Origin of the sequence: Pelagibius sp. (genome assembly GCF_028289705.1) — a bacterium.
Lineage (GTDB): Bacteria > Pseudomonadota > Alphaproteobacteria > Kiloniellales > Kiloniellaceae > Pelagibius.
In genome coordinates, this window is sequence record NZ_JANQOI010000018.1 from 1 (window position 1) to 15,419 (window position 15,419).

The window sequence follows — 15,419 nt, forward strand, 5'->3', positions numbered from 1 at the left end:
GAACTCGTCGTTCACGTCGAGGATGAAGCGGCACATGTCCTCCTTCTCCTCCACGTTCATGCCGGCCATGGGCTCGTCGAGCAGCAGCAGACTGGGTTCCATGGCCAGCGCCCGGGCCAGTTCGACGCGCTTCTGCAGGCCGTAGGGCAGGCGCCCCACCGGCACCTTGCGGATCGACTCGATCTCCAGGAAGTCGATGATCTTCTCGACGACCTCGCGGTGGGCGATCTCCTCGCGCTGGTTGGCACCCCAATAGAGGGCCTGCTGGAAGATGTTGCTTTTCATCTTCAGAACGCGCCCGGTCATGATGTTGTCCAGGGTCGACATGCCCTTGAACAGCGCCACGTTCTGGAAGGTGCGGGCGATGCCCTGCTTGGCCGCCAGGTGCGGGCGCATGGCCCGGCGCTCGGCGCCGCGGTACATGATGCGGCCCTGCTGGGGGTGATAGAAGCCGTTGATGACGTTCAGCATCGAGGTCTTGCCGGCGCCGTTGGGACCGATGATTGCCAGGATCTCGTGCTCGCGGATCTCGAAGGAGATGTCGGTGAGCGCCTTCACCCCGCCGAAGGAAAGGGTGATGTTCTCCACCTTGAGAACCGTGTCGCCGATCTTCTTTTGCGGCACGGCCGGGGCGGACGCTTCGGCGGCGGCGGTGTCCACCGCCGGGGCCAGGGTGTCGGCCGGCATCAGCTTGCCTTCTTCATCGCTGCGGGGACGGGTTCGAAGTCGACGTCGACGATCTCCAGGTCGGCCTTGATGGTGCCCTTGCGGCCGTCCTCGAAGGTCACCTCGGTCTCGATGTAGGCCGAGCGCGCCTCGGAATAGAGCGCGTCGATCAGCGGCTGATAGCGCTCGGCAATGAAGCCGCGGCGCACCTTGCGGGTGCGGGTCAGCTCGCCGTCGTCGGCGTCCAGTTCCTTGTGCAGCACCAGGAAGCGGCGGATCTGGCAGCTTGCGAGCTGCGGGTCGGCGGCCAGGTCGCCGTTCACCTTTTCGATGTGGCCCTTGACGATCTCGATGACCTGCGGGTTGGCGGCCAGTTCCTGATAGCTGGCATAGGGTACGTTGTTGCGCTCCGCCCAGCTTCCCACCGCCACCAGGTCGATGTTGACGAAGGCGGTGCAGTGGTCGCGCTCATGGCCGAAGGCCACCGCCTCCTTGATGTCGGGGAAGAACTTCAGCTTGTTCTCGACGTACTTGGGCGCGAAGAGCCCGCCGTCGTTGACGCGGCCGACGTCCTTGGCCCGGTCGATGATCTTCAGGTGGCCGTTGTCGGCGAAGAAGCCGGCATCGCCGGTGTGCACCCAGCCGTCCGGTGTCTTGGTCTCCGCCGTCGCCTCGGGGTTCTTGTAGTACTCCACGAAAACGCCGGGCCCGCGGAACATCACCTCGCCGTTGTCGGCAATCTTGATCTCCACATCGAGCGCCGGCTTGCCCACGGTGTCCGGCTCGATCTCGCCGTCCGGCTGGATGGTGATGAAGACGCTGGCCTCGGTGGAGCCGTAGAGCTGTTTCAGATTGACGCCGAGGGAGCGGTAGAAGTCGAAGATATCCGGGCCGATGGCTTCGCCCGCCGTATAGGCCAGGCGGATGCGCGTGAAGCCCAGGGTATTCTTCAGCGGGCCGTAGACCAGGAGCTGGCCCAGGGCATAGAGCAGGCGCTCGCCCAGGCCCACCGGCTTGCCGTCGAGGATCTTGATGCCGGAGCGCCGCGCCACCGCCATGAAGTAATGGAACAGCTTGCGCTTCAGCCAGCCCGCATCCTCCATGCGGATCATCACCGTGGTGAGAATGTTCTCGAAGATCCGCGGCGGGGCGAAGAAGTAGGTCGGCCCCAGCTCACGCATGTCATGCATCACCGTGGCGCTGGACTCCGGGCAGGCCACGCAGAATCCCGCCACATAGCTCTGGCCGAAGGAGAAGATGTGATCGCCGACCCAGGCCATGGGCAGATAGGCCAGGGACTCGTCGCTGTCGCGCAAACCCTCCAGCTTCACCCCGTTGGCCGCCGTTTTCATGACGTTGTCGAAGCTGAGGATCACGCCCTTCGGCTTGCCGGTGGTCCCGGAGGTATAGAGGATGATCGCGGTGTCCGAACCCCTGCCCCGGGCGACGGCCTCGCCATAGGCATCGGGGTGGATCTCGTTGTAGTCGCGTCCCTCGGCCTGCACCGCATCGAAGTGATGCAGGAAGGCCTGGGTGTAGTGGCGCATGCCGCGCGCTTCGTCATAGACGATCTGGGTGAGGCCGGGGCAGCGCTCGCGGATCTCCAGCAGCTTGTCGACCTGTTCCTGGTCTTCCACCACCGCAAAGCGCGCCTCGGCGTGCTCCACCACATAGGCCATCTCGTCGGCCACGGAGTCCTGATAGATGGGCACCGGCACCGCGCCGATGGCCTGGGCGGCGGTCATGGTCCAATAGAGCCGGGGGCGGTTGTCGCCGACGATGGCCACCTTGTCGCCGCGCTGGACCCCCAGGGACAGCAGGCCGGAAGCCAGGCTGCGCACCTCCTCGGCCACCTGCCCCCAGGTATGGGTCTGCCAGATGCCGAAGTCCTTTTCCCGGATCGCCGGCTTGCCCGGCCGCTCGGCCGCGTGGAACTCCAGCAGTTTGGGGAAGGTGTCGAGTTCTGCCGGCGGCAGGCGCAGGTCGCTCATACCGCCCGCCCCGAAGCCCTGGCCGGGGCGGCCTTACCGCATGCGCGTTCAAGCAGACCAAGAACCCTGGCCATTTCTCCCACGCGCAGCGCCGATGGCTTGACCATCATTCCGCTGTGCCTCCCGTTCTCTGCTTCCCGATTCTTATGATTTATCTTGATGCGGCTCTTCGGCCGCCCGGGAAGCGCCTCTACCTAAACGATCTTTGACAAAAAAATCAACACTCTAAGGGTACTCTGTTGTCCTCCGTGGCACCCTTTCCGGCGCCCCTGAAAGCCCGGTCAGCCGACGATCAACCCATGGTCGGGATCGAGAAGTTGGCGCCTTCCTTGACGCCGGAGGGCCAGCGCGAGGTCACCGTCTTGGTCCGCGTGTAGAAGCGGAAGCCGTCCGGCCCGTGCTGGTTCAGGTCGCCGAATCCGGAGGCTTTCCAGCCGCCGAAGGTGTAGTAGGCCAGCGGCACCGGGATCGGCACGTTCACCCCCACCATGCCGACGTTGACCCGGTCGCAGAAGTCCCGCGCCGTATCGCCGTCGCGGGTGAAGATCGCGGTGCCGTTGCCGTAGGGATTCTTCATGGTGAGGTCCAGGGCGTCGCCGTAGTCGGGGGAGCGCACCACCGACAGCACCGGGCCGAAGATCTCCTCCTTGTAGATGTCCATCTCGGTGGTTACCCGGTCGAACAGGCAGCCGCCGACGAAAAAGCCGTTTTCGTAGCCCTGCATGGAGAAATCCCGGCCGTCGACCGCCAACTCGGCGCCCTGGGCGACGCCGCTGTCCACCAGGCCCTTCACCCGGTCGCGGGCCGCCGCGGTGACCAGCGGGCCCATGTCGACGTCCTCGCCGCCGGTATAGGGGCCGATCTTCAGGCTCTCGACCCGCGGAATCAAACGCTCGACGAGCTTGTCGGCGGTCTGCTCGCCCACCGGCACCGCCACGGAAATGGCCATGCAGCGCTCGCCGGCGGCGCCGTAGCCGGCGCCCACCAGGGCGTCCACCGCCTGGTCCATGTCGGCATCGGGCATGACGATCATGTGGTTCTTGGCACCGCCGAAGCACTGCACCCGCTTGCCGGCCGCACAGCCGCGCGAATAGACGTATTCGGCGATGGGGGTGGAGCCGACGAAGCCGACGGCCATGATGTCGCGGTTGTCGAGGATGGCGTCCACGGCCTCCTTGTCGCCGTTGACGACGTTGAGGATGCCGGCGGGCAGCCCCGCCTCCATCATCAGCTCGGCCAGCATCAGCGGCACCGAGGGGTCGCGCTCGGAGGGCTTGAGGATGAAGGCGTTGCCCGCCGCGATGGCCGGGCAGAACTTCCACATCGGGATCATTGCCGGGAAGTTGAAGGGTGTGATGCCGGCCACTACCCCGAGCGGCTGGCGGATCGAGAACATGTCGATGCCGGCCCCGGCGCCGCCGGTGTATTCGCCCTTGAGCAGGTGCGGCGCGCCGAAGCAGAACTCCGCCACCTCCAGCCCGCGGATGATGTCGCCCTTGGCATCCGGCAGGGTCTTGCCGTGCTCGCGCGAGAGTGTCTCGGCGAGCTTGTCCATGTCGCGGTGCAGCAGCTCGACGAACTTCATCATCACCCGGGCGCGGCGCTGCGGGTTCACCGCGGCCCAGGCGGGCTGCGCCTCCTTGGCGTTGGCGACCGCCGCCGCCAGCTCTTCGGCACTGGCCAGCGGCACCTGCTTCTCGGCCTCACCGGTCGCCGGGTTGAAGACCTCGGCGCTGCGCCCGCTGGTCCCCTTGACGTGCTGGCCGCCAATGAAATGTGTGAGCTCCTGCATCGCGCAAGCCCTCCCCTTACCTGATCTCGCCCTCGGCGAGGTCGCCCTGTTGGATCACCTGATGGAACAACCGTATTGGTTATTACATTCTCCGGCCGCCCAAAACCGCCATTTTGTCAATTTCATTTTGCATTTCTGCAATGACAGAGGGAGCATGCCTGCAAGAACGCATCTTACTGCCTCGCCGCAGCAGTCTAGCAGCCGCGCAGCCGGGAGGAACCTGCAATGCGCTGGGACGACCTGAAGTTCTTCCTGGCCGTGGCCCGTTCGGGCCAGCTGACCACCGCGGCCAAGACCCTGAAGGTGGACAACGCCACCGTCGCCAGGCGCATCCAGGCCCTGGAGACGGCCCTGGACGCCCGCCTGTTCGACCGTAATCCCAGGGGCTACAGCCTGACCGAGGTGGGCCAGCGCCTGCTGCCCTCGGCGGAGTCCATGGAGACCACGACCCTGGCGGCCCAGGCCCAGGTGCAGGGCCGCGACGAGTCCCTGGAAGGTGTCGTGCGTCTGGGCGCGCCGGACGGCTTCGGCAGCTTCTTCCTGGCCCCGCGCATCCATAAATTGGCCCGCCGCCACCCGAAGCTGGAGCTGCAGCTCGTGGCCATGCCGCGGATCTTCAGCCTGTCCAAGCGGGAAGCCGACCTCTCCATCGCCATCACCAGGCCAAAGTCCGGCCGCCTGATGGTCGCCAAGCTCACCGACTATCACCTGCATCTCTACGCCTCCAGCGACTACCTGAAGGAAAGCTCGCCGATCGCGCAGCTCGAAGACCTGAAGCAGCAGACCATGATCGGCTACATCTCCGACCTGATCTTCGATCCCAAGCTGGACTACATGCCCATTCTCGGCCGCAAGGTGGTGCCGCAGATCTCCTCCACCAACCTGATCGCCCAGTTGAACGCCACCCTGGCCGGGGCCGGGATCTGCATCCTGCCGGACTTCCTGGCCGGCGAGCAGAGCAGCCTGCAGCCGGTCTTGCGCAAAAGCTTCTCGCTCACCCGCACCTTCTGGATCGTCAGCCACGAGAACACCGCCTCGCTGCGGCGCATCCGCGAGACCATCGACTTCATCAAGGCCGAGGTGCGCGCCAGCCGGGACATCTTTTGACGGGAAAGACAGGGCCAACACGGTTGTCAAAATCTTGCGGTAGCGTGCAGAGTTGACTGGGAATAGCGACCTAGGTTGCTTTCGACTTCTGTCGAAGCGGTTCCAGCCCGCTCCCTAGGCCGGCAAACAGAAGAGGCAAGACAGCACCATGACCAGCGAAGCGCGTGAGTTGGAGGAAAAGACCTGGGTCGACGCGGAGCTCGAGGACAGCTTCGACGAAGAGCTGGAGATGGAGATCGACGACCAGCGGATCAGCAAGGAGCTGCGCCAGATCTCGACCTGGCAGCACAAGTCCACCCTCGACCGCCGGACCTACTTCCGCGAGCTGCTGAAGCTGCAGGCCGAGCTGGTGAAGCTCCAGGACTGGGTGGTGCACAAGCAGTACAAGCTGCTGGTGATCTTCGAAGGGCGCGATGCCGCCGGCAAAGGCGGCGTCATCAAGCGGGTCACCCAGCGCTTGAACCCGCGGGTCTGCCGCACTGTGGCGCTGCCGGCGCCGACGGAGCGCGAAAAGCACCAGTGGTATTTCCAGCGCTACGTTCCCTACCTGCCGACCGCCGGCGAGATGGTGCTGTTCGACCGCTCCTGGTACAACCGCGCCGGGGTCGAGCGGGTCATGGGCTTTGCCTCGCCGGAGCAGGTGGAAGAGTTCTTCAACGACGTGACCGAATTCGAGCGGATGCTCGTGCGCTCCGGCATCACGCTGGTGAAGTACTGGTTCTCCATCACCGACCAGGAACAGCAGCTCCGCTTTCTGATGCGCATTCACGATCCCATCAAGCAGTGGAAGCTGAGCCCCATGGACCTGCAGTCGCGGGTCCGCTGGGAGGACTACACCAAGGTGAAGGAGGAGATGCTGGAACGCACCAACATCCCGGAAGCGCCCTGGTCCATCGTCGAGGGCAACGACAAGAAACGCGCCCGGCTGAACTGCATCAGCCATCTGCTGAGCCAGGTGCCTTACGAAGAGGTGCCCCACGAGCCCATCACTCTGCCGGAGCGGGTGTTCAATCCGGACTACGAGCGCCAGGTCCTGCCCAAGGAACTCTACGTGCCGGAGACCTACTGACCGCCGCAATGACTGTCCGTGGCGCCCCCTCCGGGAGAGATGCCGGCGACGCAGTGGAGGCCGAAAGCCTTGACCTGACGGTCGGCGACCTTCGCCTGGCGGCGCGGTGGCTGCGGCCCGCCAACGGCCTTGCGGAGCCGGCCTTCGTCTTTCTCCACGAGGCGCTGGGGTCCATCGGCCAGTGGAAGGCCTTTCCGGAGCGCTTGGCCGGGGCCTGTGGCCTGCCGGGCCTGATCTACGAGCGCCAGGGCCACGGCGGCTCCTCCGCGTTCGACCTCCCCCGGGAGAACGGCTATCTGCGCCATGAAGCCCGGCAGGTGCTGCCGGCCGTGCTAGCCGCCGCGGGTATCGAACGGCCGGTCCTGGTCGGCCATTCCGACGGGGCGACCATCGCCCTGATGTTCGCCGCCGCCTTTCCCGAGGCAGTCTCCGCCTGCATCGTCCTGGCGCCCCACGTGATGGTGGAAGAGATCACCCTGGCCGGCATCCGCGCCGCCGATGCCGAGCCCGGCGCCAGCGCGCTGCGCGCCCGCCTCGCCCGCCACCACGGCGACAAGACCGAAGTGCTGTGGCGGGCCTGGGCGGAAACCTGGCTGCGCCCCGGCTTCGACGGCTGCGAGATGCGCGCGGACCTGGAGCGCATCACCGCGCCGGTCCTGGCGATCCAGGGCGCCGGCGACGCCTATGGCTCACCGGCCCAGGTCGAGGAAATCGCCCGACGCGTCTCCGGGCCCGTCGAGGCGCTTCTCATTCCGGGCTGCGGCCACGCCCCTCATCTGGAACGCCAGACGGAGGTGCTGGCGGCCATTACCGAAAGCGCTGCCGTCCTGATACGGCAACGCTGAGGCGGCGGATGTCTCCGCGGCACCGAAGACCGCGTCCGGGGCCATGTCTGCACGGTTGTGCGCCGCCACGCCGCGCAGGAAAATGTGCGCGATGAGAAAGATCGCGCTTCTCCTGGCCCTCGTGCTCATGGGACTGATCGGCTGGCTCGGCTTGCAGGACGACGTGCAGCAGTCGGGCGATACAGCGCGCAGGGAGCCCGCGCAGGTCGAAGCTCCCGCGCAGGTCGAGGCCTTCGTCGCCGAACGCGTCGACGGGCCCGGCGCGACCCTGGCCGAACGCACCGGCAGCACCTTCCTGCCGGTGCCAGCCGATCCCTACCGCAGCCCGCGGTTCCGAGTCATCGATCTGCCCGAGTTCGCCGGCGCCAACGCGATCTGGGGCGCAACCGGCCGCGACCGCCGGGGCCATATCTGGTTCGGCGTGTCGGTAAAAGGCGGCAGGTACTCCGCCCGGCTCTTCGAATACGACCCCGTACTCGACCGGGTTTTCGAGCGTGGCGATGCCGTGTCGAACCTCATCGCGGCCGGGATCCACAAGGACGGCGAGCGCCAGATGACGCTCCACTCCCGGATCGTCCAGGCCGACGACGGCTATCTCTATTTCACCACGACCGACGAACACGGTGTGGCACTGGACGGGACGGCGCTGCCCAAGTGGGGGTCGCACCTTTGGCGCCTCTATCCCGGAGAGAACCGCTGGGAGCACCTGCGCCAGGTACCCGAAGGCCTGACGGCGCTGGCCGGCGGCGGGCGCTGGGTCTATGCGCTCGGCCTGTGGGACCATGTGCTCTATCAGTACGATACGGCGACCGGCGTCATGAACAGCGTGACCGTCGGCGCCGCGGGTGGCCACATATCGCGCAACTTCATTGCCGACCTGCGCGGCCATGTCTTTGTCCCAAGGGTGACACCCGAGGGAGCGGCCCTGGTGGAGTTCGACCCCCACCTGCGGGAGATCGCCGAAACGCCCCTGCGGGGTTACATGGCCGATGGCCAGCACGACCGTTCCCACGGCATCATCGGCCTGGTCTATCTGGCCGACGGATCGATGGCGTTCTCCATCCATCTCGGCAATCTCTACCGGATCCTTCCGCAAGAGCGGGGACCGTCCTTTGTGGAGCCCCTCGGCCCCTTCAATCCGGCGGACCCCAACTACTCGCCCTCGCTGTTCACCTTTGCTGGAGAGCGCTTCCTGGTGGGCCTCGCCCGCCGGACCCATGCCGGCAAGCGCGACCTTCTGCGCCATATCTGGCTGGTCTACGACCTGGAGAGCGACCGCGCCGAGCGGGTGACGTTTCCATTGGAAGGTCAGGCCCTGCTCTACGGATCGATCACCCGGGACTTGCAGGGGCGATTCTATGTTGCCGGCCGGCGCCACACCGCGGGTGAAGGCAACCGGCCCCTCCTGATACAGATCGACACCAGCCAGTAGCCGTCAAATCGCCACGGCGCCCGGCCAGCATTTCCCCCGGGCATACCCCACCGGCCTCAGTCCTGGACCACGCAAGCGGCACCGCCGCTGTGCGCCCCGACGACGCGCCGGGCGCGTGGCAGCACTGACATGGAATTGTACACATAACGGTCAGCTTTCATTCTATATGTATACAATTTCTTGACTGAATCCACCCTTGTATCTAGTTTCCCACAGATGACCCTCATCGAAATGCAAGACGACGAAACCTGGGGGCCCCTTGATCCGGGGAGCACCCTGGGCGATGCGATCCGGCGCCGTCTGGCGGATGCGATCTTTGCCGGCACCTTTGCGGTGAACCAGCGGCTCGACGAGCAGGAACTGGCGGACAGATTCGGCGTCTCGCGCACGCCGGTGCGCGAAGCGCTGCGGCAGCTCGCCGCCGCCGGGCTGGTGGAGATCCGGCCGCGGCGGGGCGCCGTGGTGGTCCAGGCGGACCCGGTCAGGATCGGCCAGGCCTTCGAGGCCGCGGCGGAATTGGAGGCACTGGCGGCCGGCTGGGCGGCGATGCGCGCCAATCTGGTGGAGAAGGGCGAACTGACCGAAGCCTACGAAGCCTGCGAAAGAGCGCTGCTTGCCGAGGATGCGGAGGCCTTCGCCGCGGCGAACCGCGGGTTCCACGACAAGATCGCCGAACTGGCGAAGAACGAAAGCCTCATCGCCGCCTCGCGCCTTCTTCGGGTGCAGACGGCGCCGTTTCAACGCGCCCAGTTCCAATCGGCCGAGGTTCGCCAACGCTCCCAGTCGGAGCACCGCGAGATCCTCGCGGCAATCTGCGCCCAGGACAGCGACGGGGCGCGGGCCGCCATGAAAAACCACATTCTGCGCGCCAGCCTGGCCGCGCTTCGCGGCACCGCGAACAAGACGGACGGCGGAGGCACCTAGCGGACTTCAGACGACCAACCAAGACAAGAACGATCAAAAAGGGGAGGATGGCATGACTGTAGTGAAACTGGCCCGCCGCGCGGTGTTGGCCTCGACGCTGAGTCTGGCGGTTGCCGTATCCGGCGCGGCGCAGGCTTGGGCGGCGGACAAGGTGCGGCTCAGCTCGCGCTCGCTGAACTGGGATATCGTGCTGATCGAAAGCGGTGTCGCGGCCAAGTACGGGCTGGAAATCGAAATCGTTCCGATGAAGACCGGGGCCGAGGTGGCCGAAGCGCTGGTCGGCGGCACGGTCGACGTCGGCAGCGTCGGCGAAACGCCGCTGACCTCCCTCCTGACGCGAACCGATTCCATCGGCGTCATCGGCACCGCCGTCTCGACCGACGGTGGCTATGCCCAGGTGATCGTCCCGAAGGAGTCGCCGATCCAGTCTATCGACGATCTGAAAGGCAAGAAGATCGCCACCAAGATCGGCTCCGGCTCCTACCGTGCGCTCAACGACTGGTGTGCGAAGAACGGCTGCTCGCTCAACGATTTCCAGATCCTCAACACGGCGCCGAACGCGATTCTGGCAGCCATCGAGGCGGGCTCGGTGGATGCCGGGATCTGGTTTGCACCCACCACGTCAATTGCGGTGGCCAAGGGCTTCGGCCGGATCATGATGACCTTCAAGGGCGCCAACGAGGGTCAGGCAAGCTGGGTTGCCAACCGCGCGTTCGCGAAAGCCCATCCCGAAACCGTGACCAAGTTCCTGGCGGCGACCATGGAGGCGCAGAACATTCTGGTGAACGATCACGACCGCGCCGCGGCGCTTCTGGAAAGAGGCATGCAAAAGCGCGGACGCGATCTCACCGCCGCGATCCTGAAGATGGGACTGGCCGACTTCGACTACGCCCCGAGCATGGACCCCGTCCGCAAGGTCCGCGTCTTCAACGGCGTCTTCGACAGCCTGGTCGCGGCCGGGAAGCTGCGCGGCGAGCGGCCGGATTTCGCCGCTGCCCTGATGCCGGAGTTTCATGACAAGGCAGCCGCGCTGGTTTCGAGCACCAACTGACTGCCACCGACTGAGCGCAGACTCGGCGGCCCTGACCACCGCGCCAAGGCCGCCGACACCCCCTTTCCAAAACCGCCCGAGGACCTGCATCGATGGACACCCCTAACCTGCTCATCATCATGGACGATGAGCATCGCGGCGACGCGCTCGGCTGCGCCGGGCATCCCTTGGTGCAAACCCCCAACATCGACCGGCTCGCCGCGAGGGGAACGCAGTTTGCGAACGCCTATACGAATTCGCCGATCTGCGTGCCGGCCCGCGCGGTGCTTGCCACCGGCCGCTATGCGCATCAGACGGGCTACTGGGACAACTGCATCGCCTACGACGGTGCAACGCCGAGCTGGGGTCATGCGCTGCAGTCCGCGCAGCATCCCGTCACCTCCATCGGCAAGCTGCACTATCTCGACGACGAATGTCCGACGGGCTTCGACCGGCAGATCCTGCCCATGCATATTCACGACGGCGGCGACACCCACGGCCTGGTGCGCGACGATCCCCCGACCCGCCCGCAATGCCGCGATCTTGCGGAGAATATCGGCGCGGGGGAGACCGAATACACGGACTACGACCGCAACATCGCCGCCGCGGCCTGCGCCTGGCTGCGCGAGCGGGCCGCCTCGGCAAACGGCCGGCCGTGGACGACCTTCGTCTCCTTCATCTGCCCCCACTACCCCCTGGTCGCGCCGAAGGAATTCTTCGAGCTCTACGACCCGGCGCGCATCCCGCTGCCGAAGAAACGGCCCGATGACGGCACCGCCGCGACCGAGTGGTGGCAGGCTTTCGAGAACTGCTACATCTGGGACCGCTTCTTCGAGTCCGACGCGCAGCGGCGCATCGCCATGGCCGCCTACTACGGGCTGATCAGCTTCATCGACGACAATGTCGGCACCCTTCTGCAGACACTGGAGGACTGCGGGCTGGACAAGACCACCCGGGTGATCTTTCTGTCGGACCACGGCGAGAACCTCGGGGCGCGCGGGCTCTGGGGCAAGTCCACCATGTACAACGAGTCCGTCACGATCCCCATGCTGGCCGCCGGACCGGGCGTGCCCGCCGGCGTCGTCCGGCGCACGCCGGTGTCGCTGCTGGATATCTACCCGACCGTGCTCGACAACGCGGGCCTGGCGGTGCCCGAAGACAGGCCCGGGCGCTCGCTCTTCGACCTGGCCGCCCTGCCGGACGATATCGCCCGCCTCGTCTTCAGCGAATATCACGCGACGGCGGCCAAATCCGCGGAGTTCATGCTGCGCCGCGGCCGCTACAAGTACATCCACTACGTCGGCTATCCGCCGGAGCTCTACGACCTGGAGGACGACCCGGAGGAGCTCTGCAATCTGGCGCGCCGCGACAGCCATGCAGGCCTGATCCGCGAGTTCGAAGGAACTCTGCGTGGGATGCTGGACCCGGAAGCCGTGGACCGGGCCGCCAAGACCGATCAGGAACGGCTCATCGAGCGCTACGGCGGCCGCGAGGCGGTGATCGCCAAGGGCGGCAAGAGCGCCACGCCCGCCCCCGAGGCCGTCCCGGATTCCGGCTCCGCCATGGAGAGTGCGAAATGACCGCCGCCGCCGCGAAGCCGCCGAATCCAGCCGCCGATATCCTGCGCGGAAACCGCTGGACTCCCGTCTTCGCGATCCTCGCTTTCGGCCTGCTCTGGGAAGTGGTCGTGCGTCTCGGCGGCATCAACCCGCTTCTGATGCCTCCGCCCTCGGCGGTTCTGCTGCGCCTCTTCGAGATGCTGGGGCCCGGCGAAGGGGCGACGCCCGATTTCCTGATGGTGCGCCACATCGCCTGGACCCTCTTCGCCCTGCTCGCCGGATTCCTCGCCGCGGCGCTGGTGTCCTCGGCCATCGGGCTGCTCATGGGCATCAACCGGACAGTCTACGCCTGGCTCAACCCGATCATCTCCGTCTTCATGGTCATCCCCAACATCGCCTTCGTGCCGGTGCTCATCCTCTGGCTCGGTCTGGGAATGCACACGGTGATCGTCGTGGTGGTCACCGGCTCCTGCTTTCCCATCATCTACACCGCCGCCGCCGGGGTTCAGAACGTCCCGAAACGGATGATCTGGGCAGCGCAGACCGCCGGGGCGACGCGTCGCCAGATCCTCACCACCGTGCTGCTGGGCGCCACCATGCCCTACCTCATCGCCGGCCATAAGCTGGCCCTCGGACGGGCCTGGCGCGCCGTCATCGCCGGGGAGATCTTCGCCTCGACCAAATACGGTGTCGGCTTCATGATCTTCGATGCCCGGACCTTCCTCGATTCCGAGGCCATGTTCGCCGGCCTGGTGGTCGTCGGCCTGATCGGGGTTTCCCTGGAACGGCTGCTGTTCGGTTTCATCGAGAAACGCACGGTCGAGCGCTGGGGCGTGGCCACGGCGAAGAACCTGTGAGCGCGGCCGTGCCATCGATCAAGATCTCCTCCAAGGGCGTACGCAAGGTCTACAACCCCGGCGCCGACAACGAGGTGCTGGCCATCGAGGATGCCAGCATCGATATCCGCGAAGGCGAGTTCGTGGCGCTGCTCGGCCCCTCGGGCTGCGGCAAATCCACCTTCCTGTTCATGGTCGGCGGTTTCGAGGAGCCGACCGGCGGCGCCCTCACCCTCAACGGTGCGCCGATCGCCGGCCCGGGGGCGAACCGCGGCATCGTGTTCCAGGAGTACGTGCTGTTCCCCTGGCAGCGCGTCACCGCCAACATCGCCTATGGCCTGAGGATCGCCGGCGTGCCGAAGGCCGAACAGGAGCGGCGGGTGGCCGAGCTGATCGCCATGATCGGCCTGCAGGGCTTCGAGGACGCCTATCCGGAATCCCTTTCGGGCGGGATGAAACAGCGCGTCGCCATCGCCCGGGCGCTGGCCTACGACCCGGAGATCCTGCTGATGGACGAGCCCTTCGGGGCGCTCGACGCGCAGACCCGCGGGCGCATGATCGCCGACCTGATCCGCATTCATCAGGCGACCCACAAGACGACGCTCTTTGTCACCCACAGCGTGGAGGAGGCGATTCTGCTGTCGGACCGGGTCGCCCTCTTCTCGGCGCGGCCCTCACGGATCAAAGAGATCTTCGAGATCGACATGCCCCACGAGCGCAGCGTCACCGACGACCGCTTCGTGGCCTACGAAAAGGCCATCCTCGAGAGCCTGGACGAGGAGGTCTCGAAGACCGCGTCGTTCCAATAAGGCAATCGGCCAACGCCCCGGCGGCATCCCGCGGGAGCGATTCCCGTCTGCACGGCGGACCCGTTCGTTCCACACAACTGTGGCGCGGAAACGGCCCTGGGCCGGGGCGTAACCCGCAGGCTTCCTGGGAAATCCCATGGACATAGCGGCTGCGATGGCTATGTTAACGCAGTATCCCGTTACGAGAGCTCCCGCGGAGCGGTCGCAACCGGTCGCGGGGCATACCCTGGAGAGACCTGCCGTCGTCCGAGCCCCTTTGCCGGGGTGCCCATGGAATCGGCCGGGGATCGCCGGGTGTGGCCCAACGAAAAGCGCCGCCAAGTAACCAGGCGCGGCAGACCGGCAAAGGAGAGAGCCTCATGACTGCCAGCAAAGATACCCTCAACACCCGCCGCGACCTTGCGGTCGGCGGCACCACCTACAGCTATTACAGCCTGGAGGCCGCTGCGGCGGAGCTGGGCCCCGAAATGGAGAACGTTTCGCGCCTGCCCTACTCCATGAAAGTGCTGCTGGAGAACCTGCTGCGCTTCGAGGACGGCAACTCGGTCACCGTCGACGACATCAAGGCCATCGGCGCCTGGCTGAAGGACAAGCGCTCCGACCGGGAGATCGCCTATCGCCCGGCCCGCGTGCTGCTGCAGGACTTCACCGGCGTGCCCGCCGTGGTCGACCTGGCGGCCATGCGCGAGGCGCTGACCAAGCTGGGCGGCGATCCCAAGAAGATCAATCCGCTCTCCCCCGTCGACCTGGTGATCGACCACTCGGTGATGGTGGACAGCTTCGGCACCCCCGATGCCTTCAAGAAGAACGTCGAGCTGGAGTTCGAGCGCAACGGCGAGCGCTACGCTTTCCTGCGCTGGGGCCAGAACGCCTTCGACAACTTCCGCGTCGTCCCTCCGGGCACCGGCATCTGCCACCAGGTCAACCTGGAGAACCTGGCCCAGGTGGTCTGGACCAAACAGCAGGACGGCAGCACCGTCGCCTATCCCGACACCCTGGTGGGAACCGACAGCCACACCACCATGGTCAACGGCCTCTCGGTGCTCGGCTGGGGCGTCGGCGGCATCGAGGCCGAGGCGGCCATGCTGGGCCAGCCGGTCTCCATGCTGATCCCCGAGGTCATCGGCTTCAAGCTGACCGGTGCCATGAAGGAGGGCACCACGGCCACCGACCTGGTGCTCACAGTGGTGCAGATGCTGCGCGCCAAGGGCGTGGTCGGCAAGATCGTGGAGTTCTACGGCCCCGGCCTCGACCACCTGGCCCTGGCCGACCAGGCGACCATCGGCAACATGGCCCCCGAATACGGCGCCACCTGCGGCATCTTCCCGGTGGACGCGGAGACCATCCGCTACCTCACCT

General features: G+C 66.2%; 13 protein-coding genes. 10 read left to right on the plus strand and 3 right to left on the minus strand.

What is annotated here, in order from left to right; translation table 11 throughout:
* From Q0996_RS02375 to Q0996_RS02385, 3 genes are all read right to left on the minus strand, one after another.
* Positions 1-687, minus strand: a 687-nt coding sequence (locus Q0996_RS02375) for an ABC transporter ATP-binding protein (protein WP_299615596.1), incomplete at its 3' end; no start/stop codon positions are given.
* Positions 687-2,657 (minus strand): AMP-binding protein, encoded by a 1,971-nt coding sequence (locus tag Q0996_RS02380; protein ID WP_299615598.1) that lies wholly within the window; start codon positions 2,655-2,657, stop codon positions 687-689. The genes Q0996_RS02380 and Q0996_RS02375, both read right to left, overlap by 1 nt.
* Before the next feature lie 292 nt (positions 2,658-2,949).
* A complete protein-coding gene (locus tag Q0996_RS02385) occupies positions 2,950-4,449 on the minus strand; it encodes a CoA-acylating methylmalonate-semialdehyde dehydrogenase (protein ID WP_299615600.1) in 1,500 nt (499 codons plus the stop codon).
* Between the two features lie 225 nt (positions 4,450-4,674).
* Between Q0996_RS02385 and Q0996_RS02390 the strand changes: the two genes are divergently transcribed.
* From Q0996_RS02390 to Q0996_RS02435, 10 genes are all read left to right on the plus strand, one after another.
* The gene (locus Q0996_RS02390; RefSeq protein WP_299615602.1) at positions 4,675-5,556 is read left to right on the plus strand and encodes a LysR family transcriptional regulator; all 882 of its coding nucleotides are present in this window, start codon (positions 4,675-4,677) and stop codon (positions 5,554-5,556) included.
* 148 nt (positions 5,557-5,704) lie between these two features.
* The gene (gene ppk2, locus Q0996_RS02395) at positions 5,705-6,625 is read left to right on the plus strand and encodes a polyphosphate kinase 2 (RefSeq protein WP_299615604.1); all 921 of its coding nucleotides are present in this window, start codon (positions 5,705-5,707) and stop codon (positions 6,623-6,625) included.
* Positions 6,626-6,633: 8 nt separating this feature from the next.
* On the plus strand, positions 6,634-7,470 hold the full coding sequence (locus tag Q0996_RS02400) for an alpha/beta fold hydrolase (protein WP_299615606.1): 837 nt from the start codon (positions 6,634-6,636) through the stop codon (positions 7,468-7,470).
* Positions 7,471-7,561: 91 nt separating this feature from the next.
* The gene (locus Q0996_RS02405; protein ID WP_299615608.1) at positions 7,562-8,902 is read left to right on the plus strand and encodes a hypothetical protein; all 1,341 of its coding nucleotides are present in this window, start codon (positions 7,562-7,564) and stop codon (positions 8,900-8,902) included.
* 216 nt (positions 8,903-9,118) lie between these two features.
* Positions 9,119-9,826, plus strand: a complete 708-nt coding sequence (locus Q0996_RS02410) for a GntR family transcriptional regulator (protein WP_299615610.1) — start codon at positions 9,119-9,121, stop codon at positions 9,824-9,826.
* 52 nt (positions 9,827-9,878) lie between these two features.
* Positions 9,879-10,877: an ABC transporter substrate-binding protein gene (locus Q0996_RS02415; protein ID WP_299615612.1), complete on the plus strand. Its 999-nt coding sequence runs from the start codon at positions 9,879-9,881 to the stop codon at positions 10,875-10,877.
* Positions 10,878-10,969: 92 nt separating this feature from the next.
* Positions 10,970-12,436, plus strand: coding sequence for a sulfatase-like hydrolase/transferase (locus Q0996_RS02420; RefSeq protein WP_299615614.1), 1,467 nt, complete (start codon positions 10,970-10,972; stop codon positions 12,434-12,436).
* Positions 12,433-13,272, plus strand: a complete 840-nt coding sequence (locus Q0996_RS02425; protein ID WP_299615616.1) for an ABC transporter permease — start codon at positions 12,433-12,435, stop codon at positions 13,270-13,272. The genes Q0996_RS02420 and Q0996_RS02425 overlap by 4 nt, the downstream gene beginning before the upstream one ends.
* An 8-nt stretch (positions 13,273-13,280) precedes the next feature.
* A complete protein-coding gene (locus Q0996_RS02430; RefSeq protein WP_299615618.1) occupies positions 13,281-14,060 on the plus strand; it encodes an ABC transporter ATP-binding protein in 780 nt (259 codons plus the stop codon).
* Positions 14,061-14,419: 359 nt separating this feature from the next.
* The coding region (locus tag Q0996_RS02435) for an aconitase family protein (protein ID WP_299615621.1) at positions 14,420-15,419 on the plus strand (1,000 nt) is incomplete at its 3' end.